Origin of the sequence: Bacillus sp. CGMCC 1.16607, assembly GCF_042683745.1 — a bacterium.
Lineage (GTDB): Bacteria > Bacillota > Bacilli > Bacillales > Cytobacillaceae > Pseudoneobacillus.
Map to the genome: position 1 here is coordinate 162,037 of NZ_JBHUJX010000012.1, position 23,863 is coordinate 185,899.

The window sequence follows — 23,863 nt, forward strand, 5'->3', positions numbered from 1 at the left end:
AAAGTAGCGACCTGGAATTACAGGTCGCTACTATCAAAAGATTAATAATGTTTAATGCCCACTTGCTACACTACCATCGTCTTTCCCATCCTTTGTTACTTTCAAGATACCAACGGCACCTTTTGTTGCATGGTTAAATTGGTGAGTAACGATCGGATAGTTTCCTTCTTTTGTGACAGTGAATTCGACGACAGCACCACCACTAGCAGGTAACATGACAGTTTGCATGCCTTTCATGTGATTAAATGGATTTCCATCTATATATACATCATCGAAAATGGTCCCTACCACGTGGAAACTGCTTACTTCATTTGGTCCAACATTGTTGACATAAAATCGAACGCGATCTCCCACTTTAGCAATAAGAGGAGTGTCTACTAAACTAGTTGTTGTCCCATTAGTATTTAATTGACCTTCTTTAAGTGCTTTTGTTGAAAAAACGACATTTGTAGGGACTCCATTTTTAAAATCTTCAAGATCATTGTATTTATACCATTCATTTTGAACGATAACGAATTCACGGTCTATTTGGCCATCATTTGGATAACCATCTTTAGGCTTAACAATAATGACTCCGTGCATACCGTTCGCAATATGTGAAAGAACTGGCTTTGTTCCACAATGGTACATAAACACCCCAGGTTTATTGGCAGGGTAAGTAAACGAACCGCTTTCATTAGGCATAACATCAATGAAGTCTTTAGACGGTGCTGCGTGTACAGCATGGAAATCCATACTGTGTGGAATCGAAGGGTCCATATTCTTTAATTTAAAGTTAATGGTATCTCCTTCGTTAACGACAACGACAGGACCAGGCGCTTGCCCATTGAATGTCCAGGCTTTATACACATTTCCTTCACTAATCTCAATATCTGTAATCTGAGCGGTCATTTCCACATTCACTTCATTTTTACCAATACGTTCAAGCTTTAACGGAACAGGTGGTTGATTTAAATCTTTATGTGTTTCAATGAGGTTTGGAGTTGAAGCAGTCGTTTCAGCTTTTTTTTCTTGTTGTGGTTTTACAGATGTGGTATCAGTATTGCATGCTGTTAGTAATAGAATCATAGAGGCAGTAGTTAGAGAATATTTCCATAATTTTTGATGAACCTTCATGTTATTTCCTCCTAATAAAAAATTATTTTAATATGTGATTACAAGTTAATTGTATTCTCTGTCATGAATGATTAACGTGACTGCCATCACGCATTTTGAAAGCGTATTTGAACGTTATGTGAACTACTTCACATACATGTGATATATTCCACATTGTTGAATATTAGTCCCTATTTTTATAGTAATAATGTTATATCGGGAAAATTTAAATTAAGTAAATATTTTTTTGGTACATTAATATTTGACATCACAATGGAAAACCATTATAGTAAATTCCAATTAAATATTTCTTATCCAGAGAGGTGGAGGGAATTGGCCCTAAGATACCTCGGCAACAGGCACTACTTAGTGCACTGTGCCAATTCCAACAAGTGTTATTTGCTTGATAGATAAGAGGTGCGGTCGAAGAACATAAATAACCCCTTCTTGCTATTGTAAAAGCGATAAGAAGGGGTTTTTTATTTTATGATTAGATCGGAGGCGTGGTTATGAATATTTTTCGCGAAACAGAAGAGGAAACGAAGAAAGAGTTTCTTATAAATGAACTATTGGAAATGGGAATTTTCAAAAGTAGAAATTTACAGCTTTTCGAACTATCTTTAGCTGAATTGGAAGAGGAATATCAAAAATTTAGAGGAAGTTAACTAAATAGGCACTGGCAGCACTCCCCTTGCATATTGTAAAAGAAAAAAGGTGTGGTGGACAAATGCTCCATACGGTTAAGCTAGGTGAGTATTTGGCTTTAATTGCCTCTAATTATCGAATCTCATTACAAAAATTATTGGCTGCAAATCCAGGAATCAATCCAAATCATTTATTTGTCGGTCAAAAAATTCAAATACCCGGTTTGCCTGATCCAAATACGATTCCTTATCATATTCAAGTTTCTTTAGGACAAAGAAGACTAACATTATTTCATCACGGGCAAATCTTTAAAACGTATCCAATTGCCGTTGGAAAAATACTTACTAAGACTCCGTTAGGTGATTATGTAATCGTTAATCGCGAGCCGAATCCAGGCGGACCGTTCGGAGTTCTATGGTTGTCCCTTTCAAGACGAGGCTATGGTATTCATGGAACGAATAATCCATCTTCGATAGGTAAGGCTGTGTCTCATGGCTGTATTCGCATGCAAAATAAAGATGTATTAGAATTGGCTGGTTATGTTCCGAATGGTACAAGAGTCATCATCCAAGCATGATTTTTTGGGGATATTTTCTAATGTCCTGAGGGATGCTAGTGATAGGCATCTTGTTTGAAATAAGAAATATAGGGGGCTACTATGTGAAGAATGAGCCTAAATTTCCTTCTAGAGAACATCTTGATCAAGCTTTTACCATTCTTCAAGACAAAATTACGAGAATAGCAGTAGAGGAAGAAGAGGAAATGCTGCAGATGGAACAAGAACAAAATAAAACGTAAGATGGTTCTCTCCTAAGAGGACCATCTTACGTTTTTAAGGATTCAAATTCGGAACTTTTTGAAGGATCTTCTTATGTTCCTTTATTACATTTACACGTAATGACCATAAAAGAAAAATCAAACCGAAGAGGAAATATAATGAACCATTAATAACACCCATAGTTCTTGGATCGAAGACCTCGAGTAATACTCCGGTTAAAAACATTGAAAGTCCTAATAAAGTATTCGCCAGTGTCGCAGATAAACCAAAATACATTCCTTGTAATTTTAACGGAACTGTTTCCATTACGACAGTATCAATTAGCGTATTGCTAACACCACCAAAGATGGTTAAAATTCCAAATAACAAAACAACAAGAGCAAAAGATTGAGATTGACTGACGATGAACAAAATTAAACCTTCCACCATCATACAGATAAAAGCGAATAACAGGTAATGACCCTTTATCCATTTCGTTATTATTGGACTAACGATGAACCCCGTGCCAAGTACACTGTACAAAATTCCAACTCCCAAGTCAGCCGCCTGAAAAGTGTCGATCGCATACACACTAATAAGCACATTTTCAATTCCATTTGTTAAAGGTAGGACGAAATCAACGGTTACAAGCATGAATAATAATGAAGAGGAAAGGATAACTGAAAACAAAGTAGTAGCTTTTACTTTTTCACCGTTTACTTTCGTTTCTTTTGCGAAATTAGATTCTAATGTAGGGATCTTCATGATGATCAAACCTGCAATTAAAAACGATAGAATATTGATGACAAAGGCTGCCTTAGCTCCAAAAACAAATGAAACCAATCCCCCAGTTAAAGCTCCAAATATTAACACAAATCCTAAAAGAACCTGTTCCCATGAATTCACTTCCTTCATATTTTTCTGATTAATAATTGCTGGTATACTTGCTCTTCTTGTTGGTGAGTAAAGCGCTTCACCACTTGCTAATAAAAAGGAACCAACATAAACAATCCACATATCATCTGGACTATTTATCCACAAAAATGACAGAGCAATAAAAATTCGAAAGAAATCAGTCATCATTAACAGTTTTTTACGAGTCAATTTTTCTGCTATTGTACTGCTTAATGGACCAAAGAATAGGAAGGGCAGCATCCTTAAGGCTAGAGTGATTCCGACTGATAACCCAGATCCAGTCATTTGTAAAATTAAGGTCAGTAACGCGACTTGACTAAATCGGTCACCAATCCCGTTAATTATTCCTGCATAAAACAATTTTTGATACGATTTTTCAGCTTTAAATGCGTGAAACATAAAATCACCTTCATTCATTTGATTGACATCTAATTTAATAATCATCTAATTAGATAATAATCGAATTGGATGATAAAAGAAACTATTTTTTGGGAAAATTTCATGGTTTAGTCACTTAGGATTGAATTTATCTCAGACGTGAAGGCAGCAGAGAGTGTATAATAGATGAATACAATTACACTAGTCTCCTAGTTAGAGGAGGATTTTTTCATGTTACAAACAGCGCAACAAATATTAAAATCTCATTTTGGCTATGATGAATTTCGTCAAGGTCAGAAAAATACTATCGAACATGTTTTCAGTGGGCAAAATACATTATGTGTTATGCCAACAGGTGGAGGGAAATCGCTATGTTATCAAGTTCCAGCCCTCGTATTTCCAGGGACAACCATCGTCATTTCTCCACTTATCTCCTTAATGAAGGATCAAGTAGACACTTTGGAGCAACTAGGTATTGCAGCCACTTATATTAATAGTAGTTTGACGCAAAAGGACATTCAGGAACGGATGATGTTGGCTAGAAAAGGACACTATAAGCTCCTTTACATTTCACCAGAGCGTCTAGAGTCGGGACTTTTTCTAAAAGAATTAGCAGAAATTGAAATTCCGCTTATTGCAGTGGATGAGGCACACTGTATTTCTCAGTGGGGGCATGATTTCCGCCCAAGCTATATGTATATCTCAAGTATCCTAAACCATATTCAAACGAAACCAATTGTACTTGCGTTAACAGCAACCGCCACTTCACAAGTACGACAGGATATATGTAGATCATTAAGAATCGAAAATGAAGTAGTTACGAGCTTTGAACGGACCAATCTATCTTTTTCCGTGGTAAAAGGGCAAGATCGTGATCGTTTTTTACTTGATTATGTGAAAAAAAATGCAAACGAGTCGGGGATTATTTATGCAGCCACTCGAAAAACAGTCGATCAGTTATACCAAACACTGCAAAAAGCGAAGCTACCTGTCGCACGTTATCATGCTGGTCTTAGTGACAATGAACGTTTAGAACAACAAAATGCCTTTTTACAAGACGAAAAGCCGTTGATGGTCGCAACAAGCGCCTTTGGAATGGGGATTGACAAATCCAATGTACGCTATGTCATCCATTATCAAATGCCAAGAAATATGGAGAGTTATTATCAGGAAGCAGGAAGGGCTGGGCGTGATGGACTTGAAAGTACTTGTATTCTGTTATATGGAGCAAGTGATACGCAAATTCACCGCTTCCTAATTGACCAAACATTAGACCGCGAACGAATCTCAATGGAGCTAGAAAAACTGCATCAAATGGTTGGCTATTGTCATACGGAAAACTGCCTCCAATCGTGGATCGTCGAGTATTTTAATGAAGCTTCACCTGGAAATTGTGGTAAGTGTAGCAATTGCACCGATACTAGATCAGCTGTGGATGTGACAAAAGAAGCGCAAATCGTATTATCATGTATCATAAGGATGGGACAGCGTTTCGGAAAATCTACAGTAGCTAAAGTTCTGACCGGTTCAAAAAGCAAAACAATTATGCAATTTAATTTTCATACCTTAACTACATATGGGTTATTGCAAAACAAAAGTGCGAAAGAAATAACTGATTTTATTGATTATTTGATAACCGAAGAGATTATTGGAATTGAAAATGGACAATTTCCAACCATATATGTTTCCGCAATAGGAAAGAACGTATTAACAGGGAAACAAACAGTCAGTCGCAAAGAGGAGATTCAAGCTAAAACGATCTCTAAGTCTGATCCATTATTTGAGGAGCTTCGAACTTTAAGAAAACGGATTGCGGAAGAAGAAAGGGTACCGCCTTTTGTCATTTTTTCGGACACTAGCTTACAAGATATGTGCGTGAGGTTACCAAAAACGAACGCGGAATTTATGAATGTCAAAGGGGTAGGGGCTCATAAGTTGGAAAAGTATGGGCTGGAGTTCATTCAATTAATCCGGACATTTTGTGAAAAGAATCCAGATAGAGTAATTATAGAAACAACTAGTGATAGGAATGATACAAAAATAATTAAAATCGAAAAACCCAAAAGAGAGCAAAAAGAAGTCTCTAAGGCATCCCATCTTGTCACTTATGACTTATTTAATAATGGTTACACAATCTCAATGATCGCAAAAGAACGAAATATGTCTATTACAACCATCGAATCACATCTTATTAGAAGTGCAGAAGAGGGGAACTACATGGATTGGGACAAGCTTCTTCCCCATGAATACCGACTATTAATCAATGAAGCTGTAAAAAAAGCGGATACAGATAAACTCAAACCCATAAAAGAACTATTACCAGAGGAAATTAGCTATTTTATGATTAAATCCTATTTCTTCTTAAATCAATAGTAATTGAAAAAGATAAGCATCCTTAAAGTGGAGCTTGTCTTTTTCATTATTGAGGAATTATAAGTTATAAAACCTTTGAAGGATAAACTTAATCGTATTTCGTGAAAAATGTCCTTATATGGAGTCTTAAAGACAATACTTGTATTTGTAAGCAGTAAAATGTCTTTGATTAGGGTGAATAATGACAAAGCTAATCCTGAAATTTAGGCAAATGTGTTTATGAGTTAGAACAAAATGCTAATTTTTCACATCATTTACAAAGTATCTTGAATTCAAGATATTTTTCTTGTGCTATTATCATTTGAGTGGTAAAGTGATAGTAACGGAAGGGAGTGAGAACAAAAATGCAGCATAATACTCGCGGATCATTAATCTGGCTAAGACTCACTCGATTTACACATCAAAGTAACTTACTTTCAAATGAATTCTTAAAGCAGTTTGATTTAACAACTGCACAATTTGATGTGTTAATGCAAATATCATCATACGAACCATTAACACAAAGTGAACTAGCTGAGAAAGTCACAGTGACTCAAGGTGGTATTTCGCGTATGCTCGCTCGCCTTGAAAAAGACGGACTCATTGAACGCAAGCAAAAGTGGAAAACGAAAACAATTTTTTTAACAAAGAAGGGTCAGGAAAAACTTGATAATGCGTTTTTTGAACAACTTGCATTCCAATCTTCGTTTTTTGATGAATGTTTATCTAGAGAAGAACAAATAGTTTTATATTCACTTATGACTCGAGTACAAAAAAATAGTGAAAAAAAGAAACTACCGAACAAGTAATTTTCTTATTGAATCACTTGATTAATCAAATGACAAATAGGAGGGGTAATTTATGTATACAATTCCAGGACATCATCATATTTCAATGATTACAAAAAATGCAAAACAAAATAACCACTTTTATCGTAATGTACTTGGTTTACGTCGTGTGAAAATGACGGTGAACCAAGATGATCCGTCGATGTATCATTTATTTTACGGAGATAAAACAGGAAGTGCTGGGACAGAGTTATCATTCTTTGAAATCCCACTTGTTGGAAGCACATATCGAGGCACAAACGCTATTACTCAAATTGGTTTACTTGTTCAAACGGAAGCAAGCTTAACATATTGGAAAGCTCGTTTTGAGGCATATGGTGTACAACACAGTGACATCACAACGTATGCTAATAAACCTGCATTGCTCTTTGAAGATTCTGAAGGGCTCCGCATGGTGCTACTTGTTTCAAATGGTAAGACAGTTCAGCATTGGGAATCGTGGGATAAATCAATCATACCTGAAGAACATCGAATTCAAGGTATGGGATCAGTGGAAATAACCGTTCGCAGGCTCGATAAACTAGCGCGTACTCTTTCAGAAATATTTGGATACACAGAAGTTTCACGTACGGAAGATGTAGTAATTTTTCAATCGGTTCAAGGTGAAGTATTTGGTGAAATCGTTGCGAAATATTTAGACGGTCCTACTGAAAAACCTGGGCGAGGTAGTATTCATCATTTAGCCATTCGGGTCAAGGATGAGGCAGAGCTTGAATTCTGGGATAAACAAGTACGTGCACGTGGCTTCCATACATCAGGCATTGTGGATCGATTCTACTTTAAGAGCTTATACTTTCGCGAATCTAACGGCATTCTATTTGAAATTGCAACCGATGGACCAGGTTTTACAATTGACGGAGACATCGAAACACTTGGTGAAAAATTAGATTTACCACCGTTTTTAGAAAAACGCCGTGTTGAGATTGAAGGTAATTTAAAACCAATTGAGGATAATTAATTTTAGAAAAATATCTTATTGATCCAACAAAAGGTATGAAAGAAGACAAAAAGCCGAAACTCCTCAATTGGAGTTTCGGCTTTAACACTTGCAACTATAATAAAAGCGAAAATTTAACCTTTAAATAAAATAGAATACCTATTACAAGAAGTGCACCTAAAATAATTGGAAGCCAAGCACCTTTTGATGTATGTTTTTCGTTATCTTCCTTTTCAGTTTCAGAAAATGATTGACTGGTCTGATTGTTTTTTCCTTTTAATTTTAAATTAATTTTAGGCGAATTGGACTCGCTTTTATGTTCCGCAGCTGAAGCATATAGTCCTATCTTCTGATTCTTCGCTTCCAGCATAGCTTTTACAACACGTTCCTCATACCGATATGTCCCGTAATCATAGAAATCTTCAACCAAACCAGCAGCTGTGATTACTTCTTGATGCAACTCGTTTCCAACCTACACCCACGCAAGAAGTCGATTATATTTATCGAATAAATCATGACCATCGGTTTCTAACGAAATTGTCCCCTTTTTTAAAAATTGACAAGTAAATTTACTTGCTTCTTTGCCATACGGTTCGATTTGCTTCGTGCTTTCAGGAGTGTCAATGTATAAAAAACGCGTTTTATACGACTTTCCATTGATTGAAAAAGTAGCCGTATCACCGTCCGTACATTTTTCTAAGGTAGCCTTATATTTCTTACCAATTTGAAGCGGTTCGCTAGTATCAACGGTTGTTGGCTCAGACCCTCTGTTTGAAGCGAAAATATAACCCTCTAAGTCAATTTTGTTCACGGTTAGGCTTGCGACACATTTCGAACCATTATGTTTTTTTATAAGCGCTAGGAGCTCGTCTATATTTATAGCCGTTTTTGATAAAAGAGTGGGTTCGTGTAGAAGGTACATACAATCACTTGACCTGAAATGACCACCTAATTCATCCCGTCCACCGTTGTGAGCCATTGTTGTGTTTGCGGAATACATAGATATTCCTATTCTTAGCAAGAAAATGAATGTGACGATTACAATTTTTTAAGAAGCAAAAAAAATCCCCCCAATAAATGAAATCATATCATATCTCATTTTGTTATAGGGGAGAGGGTGATATTTAGTTTTGGTTAACGATTGATACCAATTGCAAATCAGACTTATTTTCATTCGTTTTTTTATAAAAACGAATTGCCCATAACATAAACAGGAACATCATAAACGGTACGGCTAAATCTACTATTTGAGATAGTAAGAATTCCTTACTAGATTCGTTTATAATCAAGAGGCTGCTATTCGGTTTCCCCATCTGACCAAATAATAATCCATAGACCATATTTAACCCAAAATGTATTCCCGTATTCGCCCAGATCGAACCTGTTTTATAAAAAGCATATGTTAATGAAAATCCTAAAACAATTGAGAAAATGATATTATCCAGGCTAAAACCTGCATACCAAAAATCCTCCAAGGCATAGACGGTAATACTGATGGAAAGAACCCATTTCATTGAAAGCTTATCCTTTAATAGGGTGATCAAATAGCCTCGAATCATTATATCATTGATTATTGATCCTAATAAATAGCCGACGATAACCTCTAATAATGGCATTCCGAAAAAGCGTTTATTTACTCCTACGAAAGTGTACTCACCAATCAGAAAATAATACCCATTTAACAGCACCCAAAAGGAAAATCCAATGAGAAAACTTAAAATAAAGTTTCGAGCCCAACCAGAATGGAAATGTACGCCAATACCTGATAACCCATTTAACCCAACAAATTTTGATAAAATATGCGCCAGAGGAAAAAATAAAAGAATGGTAGCCAGTTGTATGTACGAGTTTGATAGTTGAACAGGTAACAAATTAAAATATAAATCTAAGAAAATAAATCCAATGATTCCAACGAAAATGTTTTTTTTCAAAAAAATCCCTCACTAAAAAAAGAATGATTCCATCTTACCACATTTGAAGAAAAATAAGTAAACGGAAAATAATATCACATAATATTATTATGTTAACTAAGAGAAATATTTTAAATAAGAATACATTTAAGGGGTAGCGAATAAATTATTTTATGATAAAATCAATAAGTGAATTAAATACAAACCCGCTTCTTGCGGTAGAGGTTCTAGCTACCCTCTCTAAAAAACTAAGGAAATCAGGACAACTTTCTTAGTTGTGCTGTTTTTTTATTTTTTTAGGAACTTTCTAGAAAAAATAAAAAAGGAGATTACAAAAAATGAGAATCATAATGTACTTAGTTGCTATTATTGCAGCGAATGTAGTAACCGCAGCCTATGCACCATTAAACTTGGGACCGTTTATCGTGCCTATGGGAACCCTTTTAATAGGAGCAACATTTATTTTCAGAGATCTTGTTCAAAATAAATACGGTCGGGGAAAAACATATTTATTTATCGCGATTGCATTATTGCTTTCTGCCTTAGCTTCTTATTTACTTGGAGATACATTACTGATTGTTTTAGCTTCGGCATTATCATTTGCCGTAGCCGAAACAACCGATACGGAAATATATTCACGGTTAAAACTACCGATGGCTTGGAGGGTCTTTTACAGTGGGCTCGTTGGTGGATTGCTAGATTCAGTTATCTTCGTTATTATTGGTCTTAGCCCACTTGGTGCAAACTTTTTACCATGGGAAGCCATTCCATTCGCCATCATCGGTCAAGTATTAGTAAAAACGCTAATTCAAGCTTTAGGTGCCATTGTATTAAATATTATTAATAATCAATTTCATAAAAGTACGCTGGCTAATTAAGTGTATAAATGGACTGCTACAATTTGTGGCAGTTTTTTTTATGAAGTAAGAAAGTATAATTTTTCAGAAATTGAAAATTGTCCAGCGCAAGCGTCCTTGCCCCTCGAGGTCAAATGTTCGCCACCCAAAAAGTCAGAGAACAATTTTCCAGGTGGCTGTCGGGGCTTATCAAGGCGACCCGCGCTTTTCTAAAATTAATTACTAGATTTTAAGACTTGGTAATATAAATCACAGTTTGTTTTAGAGATCACTGTTAAAATAAGTAGAAGTCTAGGTTTCTAGTACTTACATTTTTGAAATGAGGTTTTAAACTTGAAGCTTCCACAATTAAAAATTGGGCATATCATGCCAAAGGTACCCATCCTACAGGGAGGAATGGGAGTAGGAATATCATTAAGTGGTCTGGCCACTGCCGTTGCAAAAGCTGGTGGAGTTGGAATCATTTCTGGAACTGGAATTACAGTTGATGAGCTTCGTGCTCATATTAGGAAAGCAAAGGAAGCGGTAAGGGATGCTGGCTACATCGGTGTAAATGTATTATTTGCGATGAATGATTTTGCTGAAAAAATGAAGACAGCTTTAGAAGAGAAGGTTGATTTTATTATTTCCGGCGCAGGTATTTCACGTGATATGTATGCATGGGGAAAAGAATATGGAATCCCTGTCCTATCTATCGTGTCTTCGGCGAAACTTGCTAAGCTTTCTGAGCGGCTTGGAGCTTCAGCTGTAGTAGTGGAAGGGTTTGAAGCCGGTGGTCATTTAGGAACAGATCGACCGATGTTTGATATTTTGCCTGAAGTAGTTGGAGCGGTAAACATTCCTGTGATTGCAGCAGGTGGAATTTTAACCGGATTTGATGTGGCAAAGGCGATTGAAATGGGAGCATCAGGTGTTCAGATGGGAACAAGATTCGTAGCAAGCGTTGAATGTGATGCTCCATTAGCCTTTAAACAAAAATATGTGGATGCAAAAAAAGAAGATTTGGTTCTTGTTAAAACAACTGTTGGCTTACAGGGAAGAGCAATTAAAAATCATTTAACTGATTTAATTACGGGATCTAACAAAATAAAAATTACCAAATGCCATGATTGTTTGAAAAATTGCTCCTATCGCTTTTGTACTTTAGATTCCTTAATCCAATCACTAAATGGCGATGTTGAAAACGGGTTAGTATTTGCTGGAGCGAGAGTGCATGAAATTGAAGAAATACTGCCTGTCCAACAAATAATCGATCAAATTATCGACGAATACTCTACTATTCAGATTGATAAATTATAATGCAATATCTGTAGAAATGTCTCCCAGTAGATAGACTGGGAGATTTTTTTTTGAAAATTATCACTTTACCTTATGATGCAACTTTTTTGAATGACATTCGTCAAAGTTATTGGAATTAATATCAAAATTAAGTAAATCTGGGGTGTCTTTCATGAAGATGTATCAAAAAATGGCTGCATTATTATTGGTCACGACATCAGTTGTGAGTTTAATGACTGGTTGTGGTTCTGTTGATCAAACACAAACTGAGCCGAAAGATATGGAAAACAAAATTGGGGGAAAGGTAGCAAATGATCAATCTTCAAGTAATATAGAGATAAAACATGAAGGGACTGGCATATTAGTTGGACGGATTGACCCACACAGCATTGAAATAAATATGAATGGGGAGCCCTTTGCTTTTCAATTAACGGACTTCGCTATGGAACAGTTAATTGCTTTTGAAGATGGAGTGGAAGTGAAATTTATTTATACCGATACAAAAATAGAACAAAAAACGATTGAGAAATTTATCGTCGAACCAAATAAGATCGTTCTTCAAAACTCCGTACTTGAATTAGATGAGGAGATATTGGGATTATTTAATCATATTAAAGAAAATCGGAGTTTAGTGGCAGTAGAAGGCTATCAACCATTTGATATTTTTCGACTCTATATGTACACAGAAGCAGGGGAAGATTATGGGACTCTTTACCATTTCTATCCTGAGGGTTCGATGGAAATATCTGAAGATCAGTTTATTAAAGAAGCTAGAAACGAGGTTACCTCTGACAATACTCGTAAGTTTATGACCAAATTAAACAAAGTAAGAGAATTTGAAGTGATTCAAAATGAACACGATGCTGCAGTAAACTTCATTTTTGAAGGGGAAGAACACGGTCATTCCTTTCACCTAAAACGTGTAGGAAACAGCTGGTTTGTGAAACCTTTGCCATTACAATAATGTAGAAAAATCCCTAAAATGGGGATTTTTTTGTATGAAAAAAATAAAAATATTATGTTATTATATTTTTTAATTTATGTCGCAAAAATATTTTGCTTTAGCTTAAAAGTTATTAATTACAAAAACTTCATTATCAATACTATCGTAAATACTGTTTTAAGTTGGATTAAAGATGCTTTTAATGTGAAATTATTATCTAAAGAAAGTATTTTTTGCACTATTTTAGAAGATTATTAATAGATGGCAAAAAAAGTTTGCAGTTATTAGTCTCAAATTATTAGAAAACGCTTTCAAAATAGTATTTATATTTTTGGCATGATACTTGCAAATATTTAATTACCATTTCAAGTAGAATTCATGTCAGTTGTCTCAACTATTTTTTGAATTAGATTTCTGAAAATTCTGCATGTTAATCGGAATTTCTTGTAAGTAATGATAGCTAGTTTTAAAAGCTTACAATCAAGAGGAAACATCTACAGAGGGGGACATTTATGTTAAATGAAAACAAAGATTTAAAAAGGGAATTAAAAGGTCGACATTTATTTATGATTGCTCTTGGGGGAGTCATTGGAACGGGATTATTTCTAGGTTCCGGCTACACCATCGGGGAAGCAGGACCTGGAGGTGCTATTTTAGCTTATTTAGTTGGTGGCTTCGTTATGTATTTAACAATGCTTTGTTTAGGTGAATTAGCTGTTGCTGTTCCAGATGCTGGCTCCTACCAAACATATGCAACAAAATTCATCTCTCCATCTTCTGGATATGTGATCGGTTGGTTATCATGGTTGAATTGGTCCGTGACAGTCGGTTTAGAGCTAATCACCGTTAGTATTTTAATGAAACGTTGGTTTCCAGACACTCCTGCCTGGATCTGGTGTGTGGTCTTCGCTGTTATTTTATATGCGATTAATGCATTATCTTCAAAGAGCTTTGCAGAAGTTGAGTTTTGGTTCTCTAGTATTAAAGTTGTTACCATTATAGGGTTTATTATATTAGGTGGCGCAGCAATGTTTGGCATTATAGATATGAATGGGGGAGACTCAGCACCTTTCTTATCCAACTTTACTGATCATGGCGGACTTTTTCCGAATGGGGTTTTGGCGATTTTGATCACAATGATTGGTGTCAATTTCTCATTCCAAGGAACAGAGCTTGTAGGGGTTGCGGCAGGGGAAAGTGAAAATCCTGAAAAAACAATTCCGAAAGCGATTAATAATACTGTATGGAGAATTCTTATCTTTTTCGTATTAGCCATGTTCGTACTTGCAGGATTGTTCCCATGGAAGGAAGCAGGACTAGTTGAAAGCCCATTCGTTGTCGTATTCGATAGAATCGGAATCCCATATGCAGCTGACATTATGAATTTCGTCATCATTACTGCTGTATTATCCGTTGCAAACTCTGGATTATATGCAACGTCTCGTGTAATGTGGTCGATGTCACAAAAGGGAATGATCTCTCCATTCTTTGGGAAGCTTTCCAAAAGAGGAGTTCCAATCAATGCATTGTCAGCAAGTATGGTAGTCGGTTGTTTATCTTTACTTTGTGGTGTATTTGCTGAAGATACGGTTTATTTATGGCTTCTATCTATCGCTGGTTTTGGTGCAGTAGTCGTTTGGGCATCCATTGCACTTTCGAATTACCTCGGTAGAAAGCAATTTTTAAAACAAGGTGGAAAGATAGAAGATTTAAAATATAAAACTCCTTTATATCCTTTTGTACCACTATTAGCACTAACATTAAATGTATTAGTTATTATAAGCTTAGCTTTCATTCCTGAGCAAAGAATGGCATTATACTGTGGAATACCATTTATGCTCGCTACGTACTTGTATTACCATTTCGTGGCAAAACGGAAAATGGCAGCCTATAACGGGAATAACGAAGTAGAGAAAAAAGTTTCTTAATTCTTATCGAAAGAAAGGACAAGGTGAATCGGAAAAAGCCTTGTTCTTTCTTTTTTTTATAAAATCGTGATGTAAATGGGCACAATGGATTATAATGGACATGATGATTTTTGAAGAGAATGGGGTTTATATGTTGCAGTTCTTTAAAAATAAAAAATGGTTACCGTTATTAAAATTGACCATCCCTTTTGGACTTCTTTTTTTCCTTCTATGGGAAGGTAAGAAATTTACTAAAGACATTGATGTGCATTTATTGCAAAAGCATATGAATGAACTTGGACTTTATCATGTAATCTTGATCCTTATCATTGGTCTAATCAGTGTCAATATCATGAGTTTCTATGATCTAATCCTAAAAAAGAGATTACATATGAATATCCCGATCCCATTACTTTTTCAGTATTCCTTTATTAGTAATACAATGTCCAATTTATTTGGATTTGGTGGGTTTGCTGGTTCAGCTTTAAGAACTTATTTTTACCAAAAATATAAACAAGATCGGATGGATGTGATAAAAGGGATTGCTGAGCTCTCAGCCTTTTATTTATCTGGACTTTCGATTCTTTGTTGGTGTTTCCTTCTTGGGCCATTAGATCATTCGATGTTAATTGAATATCGTTGGCTGTTTTTTGCCGTATGGGGTATTGCTATTTATTTGCCTGTTATGCTTTTAGTGCTATATTTTACAAAAAGAATCAACATCTTTCAAAAACAAGAACGTCGGTTTACTTATAGTCTTCTACTCATCTCCACACTTGAGTGGTTGTTTGTTTTTATTACAATTTTTATGATCGCAAAGGTATTGGGGATATCCGTATCTTTTTCAGAAACTCTCTCCATTGGAATAGTTGCAGCTTCGGCTGGGGTTATAAGTATGATCCCTGGTGGCTTAGGGTCATTCGACTTTATTTTTATGATTGGATTATCCAATCTTGGCGTTTTCGAGGAACAAGCGCTTTTACTCTTACTTTTATACCGTATTAGTTATTATTTCTTTCCTTTTTTCATTGGTCTATTTATGTTGATTCGTCATTTTTGGAAGCAATTGAATGTAAGATGGAGTGGGCTACCAACTGTTATAATTGGGAATGTTAGTCATTTTTTTGTGACGATTTTAGTGTTTTGCTCCGGGGTTATTTTGTTATTATCAGCATCCCTACCAGCTATAATTGAAAGAATTAAATTTATGGATCGACTTTTATCAATGCCGATTATGAATTTATCTCATTTATTATCTATTGGTGTAGGGATTACCTTATTAGGATTAGCTAGAGGGATTGAATATAAAGTAAAGAGGGCTTATTATTTAACCTTCATTATGCTAATAGTCGGAGCCATTTTTACCTTTTCGAAAAACTTCGATTACGAAGAAGCACTTTTTGTACTATTTGTTGCATTTGTTCTCTGGCTTTCAAGACAACGCTTTTATCGAGAAAATTTTGTTTACACCTGGGGAAGAATCCTCTTTGATGTAGTCGTTCTTTTCATCGTATTAGGTTTTTCTTAAGTATCGGATATGCCAATCTACCGAAGAATCCGATTCGAATTCCCGAGAAATTCCGTGATTTTATTTATACAGAACCTTCGGATTTGTGGATGAGTGGATTGATTGGATCTTTGTTCGCTTTTTGTATATTATTTCTTGCTTTTTGGATAAAGCGCCCACCTAAAATGGAAAAAAAAGCGTCAATCAATGAAGCAACAAAAATATCTGAGCACTTACATAAATATGGTGGAACCGTTCTTTCTCACCTTTTATTTTTACATGATAAAGCTGTCTATTGGACGAAGGATAATAAAGTGTTATTTTCCTATCAAACGATTGCAGATAAAGTTGTCGTATTAGGTGATCCCGTTGGGGAAAAGGGAGCAATTTTTAAATCAATTGAAGAACTGAAGGAAAGTGTCGATCGATTTGGATATACTCCCATCTATTATCAGGTAAGTCAGAAAATGCTTCCTTATCTTCATGAAAATGGATATGACTTTATCAAACTCGGTGAAGAAGGGTATGTGGACTTAAAGGAATTTTCATTATCAGGTAAAAAAATGAAGGGATTGAGAGCTGGTAAAAATAAATTAGAACGTGAAGGGTATCGGTTTGAAATCATACACCCACCATTTTCTAATGAGTTGCTTACACAATTAAAATATATTTCGGATCATTGGTTAGGTGGGCGAGCCGAAAAAGGATTTTCATTAGGCTTTTTTAATGAATCTTATATTTCACTTGATCCCATTGCCACTGTTACGAACCAACACGGAGAGGTTGTTGCTTTTTCAACCATTATGCCAGTTTATGATCAACATCAAACGATTTCCGTTGATATAATGCGCTTTTTACCTGATTCACCAAATGGAACGATGGATTTCATCTTTATTAACCTATTGGAATGGGCAAAGGAAGAAGGTTTTGTATATTTCAATTTGGGAATGGCGCCGTTGTCCAATGTCGGAATCTCTAAATATTCTTTTTTAAGTGAAAAAATCGCTGCCCAAATTTATAAACAAGGTCATGTGTTTTATCATTTCGAAGGTGTTCGAAGGTTTAAAGATAAATATGCGGATCTGTGGGAGCCAAAGTATTTAGCTTATAAACGAAAAACATCCTTATTATTTACGATGCTACAGCTAACCTATCTAATTAATAGAAAAAAATGAACGTTAAAAATAGCCCCGACTTCATCAATTAAGATGACATTGGGGCTATTTTTATAAATTATGCTTGACCCGGTATTGTTTTTGGATTTGGTTACGGATTCCTTGCCCAAGTAAATTAAAGGTCATGATAAAGAATGTGATGAATAATGCGGTTGAAAACGGGATCCAAGGATTTTTCTGGATATCGTATAGGATGTTTCCAAGAAGGGTTGGCCAAGCAAGAGATGCATTTTGCATTTCATATATAGGCGGGCCACCAATAATTCCGCCAACCATGACAAATTTTTGGGAAATAAAGATAGAAAAAATCCCAAGTTGTCCAATTAAAAACATGATCTTACCTAATAGCATGACAAAGACAGCAGATAGCTGTGGAAAGATGTATGGCAAATAATAGTGACGAAACATATATAAAGGTTTATTGCCGACGGCTAGCCCTGATAAAATAAACTCTGATGTTTTCAAATCATTAAGCTGCTGACGAAGTATTTCAGCAAGTCTGCCCACTTCAAGAACGATAATAATAACAATTAACCATATCCAGCGTTTATTTGAGAAAATAATCAGTGGATTATTTGCCATAAGTAATATAAAAAACAAGGAAGGAATTCTTGAAAATAAGATATTCCAATTATGTAAGGCCATTTGCCCAAAACGGTTAAAAGCGGCTAGTAATCCAAAAGGGACTGAGATGATAAAGCATAAAACACTAATGACTAATACTGTAAAAAAAGTTTCCTTGGAACCAAGGACAAGAACACTTAATAAATCTCTCCCACTCCGGTCAGAACCGAGTAAAAATTGGCCACTTGGATCATAGGGAGGAGGGATAATCTTATTCTCCGTCTTGAGAAATCCGTGTTTAGTTAATTCAGAATCAATAAATGGCAAATATGGTCCTAATACTATCATGATCAATAAAATAAGAAAAAAGAGCAATCCAATAAAAAGAGGTTTATTATCTACTATTCTCCTCATTAATTAACCTCCTTTGATGTTGGAACAAGATAGTGTGAAATGATGAGTTGAATCCATATAGAGACTAAGATTAATATCATAAATCCGAATGAAAAGCCAACGACGGTTGAAACTTCTACAGGAAAACCTTGTCCAACCATAAATGTGGACTTTGCTTGCAATGAATCAAGTAATCTTTTTCCTGCCCCTCGATAAAACGTTAAATATTCCACAATAATCGAACTAGAAATCAAGATAAGAGTAATCGTAAGAAATTGACTTAAAATTTTGGACCAGCAATTCCAAAGCATATGTTTATAGATGATGATTCTTTCGTTCATTCCTTTTGCTTTAGCAGTGATAATATAATCTTTCCCTTCTTCATTACTCATCGCAATTGAAGTAATACTAGCGATATAGGAAAATGGGTAAAGGGAAAGGAAAAAAATAGGCAAGAGAGTATTGTACCATTTATCATAACCATAAATATCAATATGAGGAAAACTTTGTCTCATCAATAAAATAAGTCCGTATTGAACCGAAATAATAATGAAAAAATCAGGCACAGACTGAAATAGCCAAGTGGTTCCACTCCCAGTCCAATTTTTCCAAGATCTCATATTTCTATAATCATACATTCCTTTCAATATTCCGAGTGAAATGCTGATGATAAATGCTGGTATAATGATGGTCAGCGTTCGTTTCATATAATGAAAGAGTTCTTCCTCTACGGTTGTCCCAAACTTTGTTTCTCCGAAGCTCTTCTTTTCAATGACCATCTGATAATATTGATTAATATTTTCCTTATAGGCATCCCATGAAAATTTATAGGTTCCATTAATATGATGACTTTTAGGATCCGGTTGATAAACCGCATCTCTTGGTATGAGAATGATAAGAAACATCACGATTGTTATGAGTAACCATATGAAAAATCCGCCTATAAGTTTAAAAATTAATTTCATAAAACCACCACTTTCTTCATTGTTCACTACGAGAAATTTTGCAGTGAAGCCTGAATGAATTATCTGAAAAAAAATACAATTTATATTTTACAAGATTATTAGGATATTTTCCATTATTTAGATGCAAAGAAAAGCCACTTGTAGTGATGGTGATATTAGTATTATTAATAATTTATTACAATTGTGTTACAGACGAAATCTTGAAATACCTCGAAAACCTTTAGTAATCTTAATAAAGTCGATTAGACAGTTCATTTTATTTTTGAAATTTTTGTTGATTATTTTCCCATTAGAGTTATAGTTTGCTAGTTCATCCAGTTTTTTAGGCTACCAAATCATTTTTCAGACAATTAGTATGGAGATAGAACATCGAAAAAAAGGAGATGACACATCATGAAGAAGCAACTACTAATTGCCGCAGCAGCTGCAGGATTATTTTTCACAAGTATGAATGGAGCAGCCAGTGCCCACGAAAACACATATAAAGTTCAATCGGGTGATACCCTCTGGAAAATTGCCACAGCAAACGGAATTACTGTAAACGAACTAAAAACATGGAATCAATTAACTTCAGATAATATTTATATCAATCAAACTCTTTCTCTATTAGCTCCACACACACATTCTACTTCAACCACCTACGTTGTAAAATCTGGTGATATGCTTTGGGTTATCGCAAAGAATGCAGGAATCACTGTTGATCAATTAAAATCACTTAATGGATTAATATCAGACATGATCTATGTTGGACAAGTTTTAAAAGTATCGACAGATTCAGGAACTTACGGATCCGTTTCAAAAGTGGATACACTTGTAAGCGAAGCGAAAAAATATATTGGAACTCCGTATGTTTGGGGAGGTTCGACACCATCAGGATTTGATTGCAGTGGTTATTTGAACTTCGTATACTCGAAAGTAGGTGTTTCCATTCCTCGAACAGTGGCCACCATTTGGAGTGCGACCAAGCCTGTATCTACACCAAAAATTGGTGATATCGTCTTCTTTGAAACAACATCTGGACCATCACATGCAGGTATCTATTTAGGTAATAATCAATTCATCCATGCAAGTACATCCTTAGGAGTAATTATCAGTGACCTAAACAACTCATATTGGAAACAACGCTACCTCGGAGCGAAATCACCATTTTAGGACTTTAAAGCCCTGGGGGTCCCCCAGGGCTTTAAAGTGCTAAATAATTACTCATGTTATTTATCCAATACTTCTGGAAAGGATAGGGTGAAGCATGTTCCATTTCCAACCTTGCTATCAATTTTGATTTTTCCATTCATTCTTTTTAATATGTCTAGAGAAATCATTAACCCAAGTCCCGTACCTTTCGTTTTTGTTGAATAATAGGGTTGACCAATTTGATTTAGCTGCTCCTTCGATATTCCGAGGCCTTCATCTTTGATTTTGATAATTGTTTCGTTCAATGTTGAATAAGATTGTATTTCTAACATTCCTCCTTCAGGCATTGACTCTATCCCATTCTTGACAATATTAATAATCAGTTGCTTAAATTCATTGAGATCACCATGAATTCTCAATTCTTCTTGGATCTGGACATTGAAGTCAACACCTGAAATCATGGAATACGGCCGTAAGAATTCTAAGACATCCCGTAAACTATTGGAAACAATAATAGTTTCATTCTCTTGTTTATTGGGTCTAGAAAGGGAAAGAAAATCATCAATAATTTGTTGCGTGCGATCCAGTTCATCTAGTGATAAAGATACATACATATTTTGACTTTTTGTTAAATTTTTTTCGTCTTTTAATAATTGCATAAATCCTCTAATCGTGGTCATTGGATTGCGGATTTCATGGGCAACAGAAGCCGCTAATTGGCTAATCGCATTTAACTTATCAGCATATTGAAGTTTTTTTCTCATCGTAATATGGTATTGATTCATTTCGAGTAAATAAATAACTAGTGTTAATACTCCAAAAGAAATAAACATAAAAGTAAATAAAAAGAAAGATTGGCTTGTTTGTTTTAACCCAATTAAACTAATAAATCTAGTTGTCGACATAAGGAAATACATTAATAAGGCAATCGTGGATTTTCGCAATAAAGAATAAGAATGATAATTTTTTTCAAAAAGAAAAAATAGGATACTCATAATGGTATAGTTTAAAATTAAAATTTGGCTATCATGTCCATTTGAAATTAATTTAAATAGGCATACGATTATAATCATTGTTATGCCTAACTTTTTGTTTAAATAAAAAAAGCTAATAAATATTGGGATAAACTTCATATCGAATAAAAGGTTATCATCCACCTTTACGGGAAATAGCATAGTAAGTATTAGAGATAGGAGTAATGCTGCAGTAAATATGAGGTCAGAATAACTTTCTTTCTCATCTCGTTTAATAAAACTATGGACAAAGGGAATAAATAGCATAATAAAAATATGAAGAAATAATTGTTCAATATTATAGCTCAAGAAAGAACCTCCTATCCAATCATTACCATTATTAGTATAACAGAATAATAGATATATAAAAGTACTAAAAATTGAAATAATTAGTAGAAAGGGAAAATAAAGTACAGTGCGCCTTAATCTACCCCGACAAGCAAATGCTTCGAAATCCAGAAAGTAGTTCTTTGACTTTTTGGGTGGCGAACATTTGATCTCGAGGGGCTAGTAGGCTTGAGCTGTACAATTTTCGAAGTCCAAAAAATTTATACCTATGAAAAGAGACCCGTTTCGTAACGAGTCTTTCATGTTAGTTTAAATTGATTTGATAAGACTTCCATTTCATAAGCTAAATGGACAAGTAGGTGGATAGCTGAAGAAATTTCCTCCATTGAAGCTGTTTGATGTTCCGATGACGCTGCAACTTGTTGCATTTTTAATGATATATCTTTTGATATACGCGTTATTTGATCGATCTGATTATTTGCTTTTTCAATCTCCTGCTGTATGAATAAATTTGTTGTAAATACCTGTGATACTTCATCACTAACTTTCTCGGTCGAGATTTTTATTTCATCGAAAGAAGCGCCTGCCATATTTACTTTTTCCATACCAGTTTGGACCGTTTTCTTCCCGAGTTCAGTAAGCTGAACTGCTTCGGTTGTTTTCTGTTCCATTTCAAAGACTATTCTTTTAATAGAATCAATGCTATTTGATGTTTCTTCTGCTAGATCCCGAATCTTTTCAGCCACAACAGCAAATCCTTTTCCGTGTTCACCCGCTCTAGCACTTTCAATGGAGGCATTTAAAGCTAATAGATTCGTTTGTTTGGATATATTCATAATGATATTTAAAATATTGTGTACTGTATTGGACTTTTCTTGAAGCTCTTTCATCGTTTTCGAAATGTTGTTTGTGCTTAATTGAATATGGTTCATTTGTTGAATAGAATCTAAGATGATTTCATTTCCTTTATGTGCTTTCTTTGATGCTTCAGAAGATTCATAGGAAGTCGTTTTGATTTTATCAGACATTTTAGTCGTTTGGATCTTTAAATTTTTAAATGCATTTTGAATTTGTCCAGCCTCTTCTGCCTGATGATTAGCATACTCAGAAACACTCTGGAATGTATTTGAGATTTCTTCAACGAGACTAGTAATTTCATTAGTATTCACGGAAAGCTCTTCGGTTGAGGATGCCATTTCTTTTGAAGTAAAAGCGGATTGAAGGAGAGCTTTTTTTAAATTCTCTACCATAATATTGAAATTTTCATTTAATAGTTGAATCTCACCAGACGCTTTTAATAATTTAGGTTCGGATCGTATATCACCTTCAGAAATCATCTTCGTATAATTCGTTAAGTCTTTTAATGGCAAAATGGTTTTTCGGACAAAAAGAACAATAATTGTTCCAGCAAGTAAAAGGGATAGGATACCGACGATAATGGTAGAGGAAACCATACTCCATGTTCTTTCAGTTAGTATTTTTGCATTAAAGTCTATCGCGCTGATGGCAACAATCTCACCATGTGTTTCGTGATCTTGAAAAATTGGAGCATATCCAGTTAATCTTTTCATTCCTCCAAATTCATATACTTTTGAAAAAATTGGCTCTTTCTTTGATTTTAATTTTTGTATTATTTTGGAGTCTATTAAAAATGAATCTCCTACATTTATACCTTGTGCTTGAAGATGCTCATCAGCGACAAGAACTTTTCCATCCAGAGATAATAAATATTGATTAGAAAAAATAGGCTTATGTTCTGTTGTCCAGTTTATCTTTTTTCCTAATTCTTTTGCTTCAGAAGAAGAAAGGTCCTGCAGTTTTGAAATATCTTCATTCGTTAATAGTCCTGTAGTAATGTTTGCACATCCTAAAAGTTCAATACCTGCGGCTTCTTTCACTTTTAAATAAGTCATTCGATAGTTTGTAAATGAGATCACAGTTAAACTGATCAAGGTAACTGATATAACAACCCAAGTTAATCTAGATAAAATTGACTTTTTCAAAA

At 34.9% G+C, this 23,863-nt stretch carries 22 protein-coding genes and 2 riboswitches; of the genes, 13 read left to right on the top strand and 9 right to left on the bottom strand.

The features are described 5' to 3' along the window. Positions 1-51: 51 nt before the first annotated feature. Positions 52-1,116, bottom strand: a complete 1,065-nt coding sequence (locus ACFSO7_RS08005; RefSeq protein WP_377876784.1) for a multicopper oxidase domain-containing protein — start codon at positions 1,114-1,116, stop codon at positions 52-54. 287 nt (positions 1,117-1,403) lie between these two features. Next, a riboswitch (SAM riboswitch) is annotated at positions 1,404-1,512 on the top strand. Between the two features lie 92 nt (positions 1,513-1,604). Between ACFSO7_RS08005 and fbpA the strand changes: the two genes are divergently transcribed. The 3 genes from fbpA (at position 1,605) to ACFSO7_RS08020 (ending at position 2,538) form a co-directional block, all read left to right on the top strand. Continuing rightward, on the top strand, positions 1,605-1,760 hold the full coding sequence (fbpA, locus tag ACFSO7_RS08010) for a Fur-regulated basic protein FbpA (RefSeq protein ID WP_377876785.1): 156 nt from the start codon (positions 1,605-1,607) through the stop codon (positions 1,758-1,760). Between the two features lie 62 nt (positions 1,761-1,822). Next, on the top strand, positions 1,823-2,317 hold the full coding sequence (locus ACFSO7_RS08015) for a L,D-transpeptidase family protein (RefSeq protein WP_377876786.1): 495 nt from the start codon (positions 1,823-1,825) through the stop codon (positions 2,315-2,317). 83 nt (positions 2,318-2,400) lie between these two features. Next, positions 2,401-2,538, top strand: coding sequence for a hypothetical protein (locus ACFSO7_RS08020; RefSeq protein ID WP_377876787.1), 138 nt, complete (start codon positions 2,401-2,403; stop codon positions 2,536-2,538). A 34-nt stretch (positions 2,539-2,572) separates the two neighbouring features. Here the strand turns inward: ACFSO7_RS08020 and ACFSO7_RS08025 are convergent, their stop codons facing one another. Further along, positions 2,573-3,811: an MFS transporter gene (locus tag ACFSO7_RS08025; RefSeq protein ID WP_377876788.1), complete on the bottom strand. Its 1,239-nt coding sequence runs from the start codon at positions 3,809-3,811 to the stop codon at positions 2,573-2,575. 210 nt (positions 3,812-4,021) lie between these two features. On the opposite strand from ACFSO7_RS08025, the gene recQ reads away from it, so the two are divergent. The 3 genes from recQ (at position 4,022) to ACFSO7_RS08040 (ending at position 7,948) form a co-directional block, all read left to right on the top strand. Next, positions 4,022-6,163: a DNA helicase RecQ gene (recQ, locus tag ACFSO7_RS08030; RefSeq protein WP_377876789.1), complete on the top strand. Its 2,142-nt coding sequence runs from the start codon at positions 4,022-4,024 to the stop codon at positions 6,161-6,163. Positions 6,164-6,507: 344 nt separating this feature from the next. Then, positions 6,508-6,951: a MarR family winged helix-turn-helix transcriptional regulator gene (locus ACFSO7_RS08035; RefSeq protein ID WP_377876790.1), complete on the top strand. Its 444-nt coding sequence runs from the start codon at positions 6,508-6,510 to the stop codon at positions 6,949-6,951. Positions 6,952-7,003: 52 nt separating this feature from the next. Next, entirely contained in the window at positions 7,004-7,948 is a 945-nt protein-coding gene (locus ACFSO7_RS08040; protein WP_377876791.1) for a ring-cleaving dioxygenase, read from the top strand. Positions 7,949-8,042: 94 nt separating this feature from the next. Here the strand turns inward: ACFSO7_RS08040 and ACFSO7_RS08045 are convergent, their stop codons facing one another. The 3 genes from ACFSO7_RS08045 to ACFSO7_RS08055 all read right to left on the bottom strand — a co-directional run bounded on the left by ACFSO7_RS08045 (position 8,043) and on the right by ACFSO7_RS08055 (position 9,858). Then, positions 8,043-8,387, bottom strand: coding sequence for a hypothetical protein (locus ACFSO7_RS08045; RefSeq protein WP_377876792.1), 345 nt, complete (start codon positions 8,385-8,387; stop codon positions 8,043-8,045). A gap of 12 nt (positions 8,388-8,399) precedes the next feature. Beyond that, entirely contained in the window at positions 8,400-8,927 is a 528-nt protein-coding gene (locus tag ACFSO7_RS08050) for a thermonuclease family protein (protein WP_377876793.1), read from the bottom strand. 124 nt (positions 8,928-9,051) lie between these two features. Beyond that, positions 9,052-9,858 (bottom strand): CPBP family intramembrane glutamic endopeptidase, encoded by an 807-nt coding sequence (locus ACFSO7_RS08055; protein ID WP_377876794.1) that lies wholly within the window; start codon positions 9,856-9,858, stop codon positions 9,052-9,054. 194 nt (positions 9,859-10,052) lie between these two features. Further along, a riboswitch (PreQ1 riboswitch) is annotated at positions 10,053-10,095 on the top strand. Positions 10,096-10,175: 80 nt separating this feature from the next. Here ACFSO7_RS08055 and ACFSO7_RS08060 point away from each other — a divergent pair. The 6 genes from ACFSO7_RS08060 (at position 10,176) to ACFSO7_RS08085 (ending at position 17,504) form a co-directional block, all read left to right on the top strand. Beyond that, the gene (locus ACFSO7_RS08060) at positions 10,176-10,715 is read left to right on the top strand and encodes a VUT family protein (RefSeq protein ID WP_377876795.1); all 540 of its coding nucleotides are present in this window, start codon (positions 10,176-10,178) and stop codon (positions 10,713-10,715) included. A 345-nt stretch (positions 10,716-11,060) separates the two neighbouring features. Beyond that, the gene (locus tag ACFSO7_RS08065; protein ID WP_377876967.1) at positions 11,061-11,993 is read left to right on the top strand and encodes an NAD(P)H-dependent flavin oxidoreductase; all 933 of its coding nucleotides are present in this window, start codon (positions 11,061-11,063) and stop codon (positions 11,991-11,993) included. Between the two features lie 151 nt (positions 11,994-12,144). Further along, positions 12,145-12,936, top strand: a complete 792-nt coding sequence (locus tag ACFSO7_RS08070; RefSeq protein ID WP_377876796.1) for a hypothetical protein — start codon at positions 12,145-12,147, stop codon at positions 12,934-12,936. A 491-nt stretch (positions 12,937-13,427) separates the two neighbouring features. After that, entirely contained in the window at positions 13,428-14,843 is a 1,416-nt protein-coding gene (locus ACFSO7_RS08075; protein WP_377876797.1) for an amino acid permease, read from the top strand. Between the two features lie 100 nt (positions 14,844-14,943). Further along, positions 14,944-16,350, top strand: a complete 1,407-nt coding sequence (locus ACFSO7_RS08080; RefSeq protein WP_377876798.1) for a lysylphosphatidylglycerol synthase domain-containing protein — start codon at positions 14,944-14,946, stop codon at positions 16,348-16,350. Positions 16,351-16,514: 164 nt separating this feature from the next. Then, the gene (locus ACFSO7_RS08085; RefSeq protein ID WP_377876799.1) at positions 16,515-17,504 is read left to right on the top strand and encodes a phosphatidylglycerol lysyltransferase domain-containing protein; all 990 of its coding nucleotides are present in this window, start codon (positions 16,515-16,517) and stop codon (positions 17,502-17,504) included. A gap of 51 nt (positions 17,505-17,555) precedes the next feature. Here the strand turns inward: ACFSO7_RS08085 and ACFSO7_RS08090 are convergent, their stop codons facing one another. Together ACFSO7_RS08090 and ACFSO7_RS08095 are read right to left on the bottom strand one after the other, a co-directional pair. Beyond that, entirely contained in the window at positions 17,556-18,482 is a 927-nt protein-coding gene (locus ACFSO7_RS08090) for an ABC transporter permease subunit (protein WP_377876800.1), read from the bottom strand. Beyond that, positions 18,482-19,426 (bottom strand): ABC transporter permease subunit, encoded by a 945-nt coding sequence (locus ACFSO7_RS08095; RefSeq protein WP_377876801.1) that lies wholly within the window; start codon positions 19,424-19,426, stop codon positions 18,482-18,484. The genes ACFSO7_RS08090 and ACFSO7_RS08095 overlap by 1 nt, the downstream gene beginning before the upstream one ends. 393 nt (positions 19,427-19,819) lie before the next feature. Here ACFSO7_RS08095 and ACFSO7_RS08100 point away from each other — a divergent pair, with 393 nt between their 5' ends. Next, positions 19,820-20,578 carry a C40 family peptidase gene (locus tag ACFSO7_RS08100; RefSeq protein WP_377876802.1) on the top strand — a complete coding sequence of 253 codons (759 nt, stop codon included), beginning with the start codon at positions 19,820-19,822 and terminating at the stop codon, positions 20,576-20,578. 56 nt (positions 20,579-20,634) lie between these two features. Here ACFSO7_RS08100 and ACFSO7_RS08105 read toward each other — a convergent pair whose 3' ends face one another. Beyond that, positions 20,635-21,879 carry an ATP-binding protein gene (locus ACFSO7_RS08105; RefSeq protein ID WP_377876803.1) on the bottom strand — a complete coding sequence of 415 codons (1,245 nt, stop codon included), beginning with the start codon at positions 21,877-21,879 and terminating at the stop codon, positions 20,635-20,637. Between the two features lie 278 nt (positions 21,880-22,157). After that, positions 22,158-23,861 carry a methyl-accepting chemotaxis protein gene (locus ACFSO7_RS08110; RefSeq protein ID WP_377876804.1) on the bottom strand — a complete coding sequence of 568 codons (1,704 nt, stop codon included), beginning with the start codon at positions 23,859-23,861 and terminating at the stop codon, positions 22,158-22,160. Positions 23,862-23,863 lie beyond the last annotated feature (2 nt).

Coding starts and splice junctions, on each gene's coding strand:
- ACFSO7_RS08085 (WP_377876799.1), top strand. CDS start 16,515: ATGGAAAAAAAAGCGTCAATCAATGAAGCAACAAAAATATCTGAGCAC.
- ACFSO7_RS08075 (WP_377876797.1), top strand. CDS start 13,428: ATGTTAAATGAAAACAAAGATTTAAAAAGGGAATTAAAAGGTCGACAT.
- ACFSO7_RS08080 (WP_377876798.1), top strand. CDS start 14,944: ATGATGATTTTTGAAGAGAATGGGGTTTATATGTTGCAGTTCTTTAAA.
- ACFSO7_RS08095 (WP_377876801.1), bottom strand. CDS start 19,426: ATGAAATTAATTTTTAAACTTATAGGCGGATTTTTCATATGGTTACTC.
- ACFSO7_RS08070 (WP_377876796.1), top strand. CDS start 12,145: ATGAAGATGTATCAAAAAATGGCTGCATTATTATTGGTCACGACATCA.
- ACFSO7_RS08035 (WP_377876790.1), top strand. CDS start 6,508: ATGCAGCATAATACTCGCGGATCATTAATCTGGCTAAGACTCACTCGA.
- ACFSO7_RS08025 (WP_377876788.1), bottom strand. CDS start 3,811: ATGTTTCACGCATTTAAAGCTGAAAAATCGTATCAAAAATTGTTTTAT.
- ACFSO7_RS08060 (WP_377876795.1), top strand. CDS start 10,176: ATGAGAATCATAATGTACTTAGTTGCTATTATTGCAGCGAATGTAGTA.
- ACFSO7_RS08100 (WP_377876802.1), top strand. CDS start 19,820: ATGAAGAAGCAACTACTAATTGCCGCAGCAGCTGCAGGATTATTTTTC.
- fbpA (WP_377876785.1), top strand. CDS start 1,605: ATGAATATTTTTCGCGAAACAGAAGAGGAAACGAAGAAAGAGTTTCTT.
- ACFSO7_RS08040 (WP_377876791.1), top strand. CDS start 7,004: ATGTATACAATTCCAGGACATCATCATATTTCAATGATTACAAAAAAT.
- ACFSO7_RS08015 (WP_377876786.1), top strand. CDS start 1,823: ATGCTCCATACGGTTAAGCTAGGTGAGTATTTGGCTTTAATTGCCTCT.
- ACFSO7_RS08090 (WP_377876800.1), bottom strand. CDS start 18,482: ATGAGGAGAATAGTAGATAATAAACCTCTTTTTATTGGATTGCTCTTT.
- ACFSO7_RS08050 (WP_377876793.1), bottom strand. CDS start 8,927: ATGTATTCCGCAAACACAACAATGGCTCACAACGGTGGACGGGATGAA.
- ACFSO7_RS08065 (WP_377876967.1), top strand. CDS start 11,061: ATGCCAAAGGTACCCATCCTACAGGGAGGAATGGGAGTAGGAATATCA.
- recQ (WP_377876789.1), top strand. CDS start 4,022: ATGTTACAAACAGCGCAACAAATATTAAAATCTCATTTTGGCTATGAT.
- ACFSO7_RS08005 (WP_377876784.1), bottom strand. CDS start 1,116: ATGAAGGTTCATCAAAAATTATGGAAATATTCTCTAACTACTGCCTCT.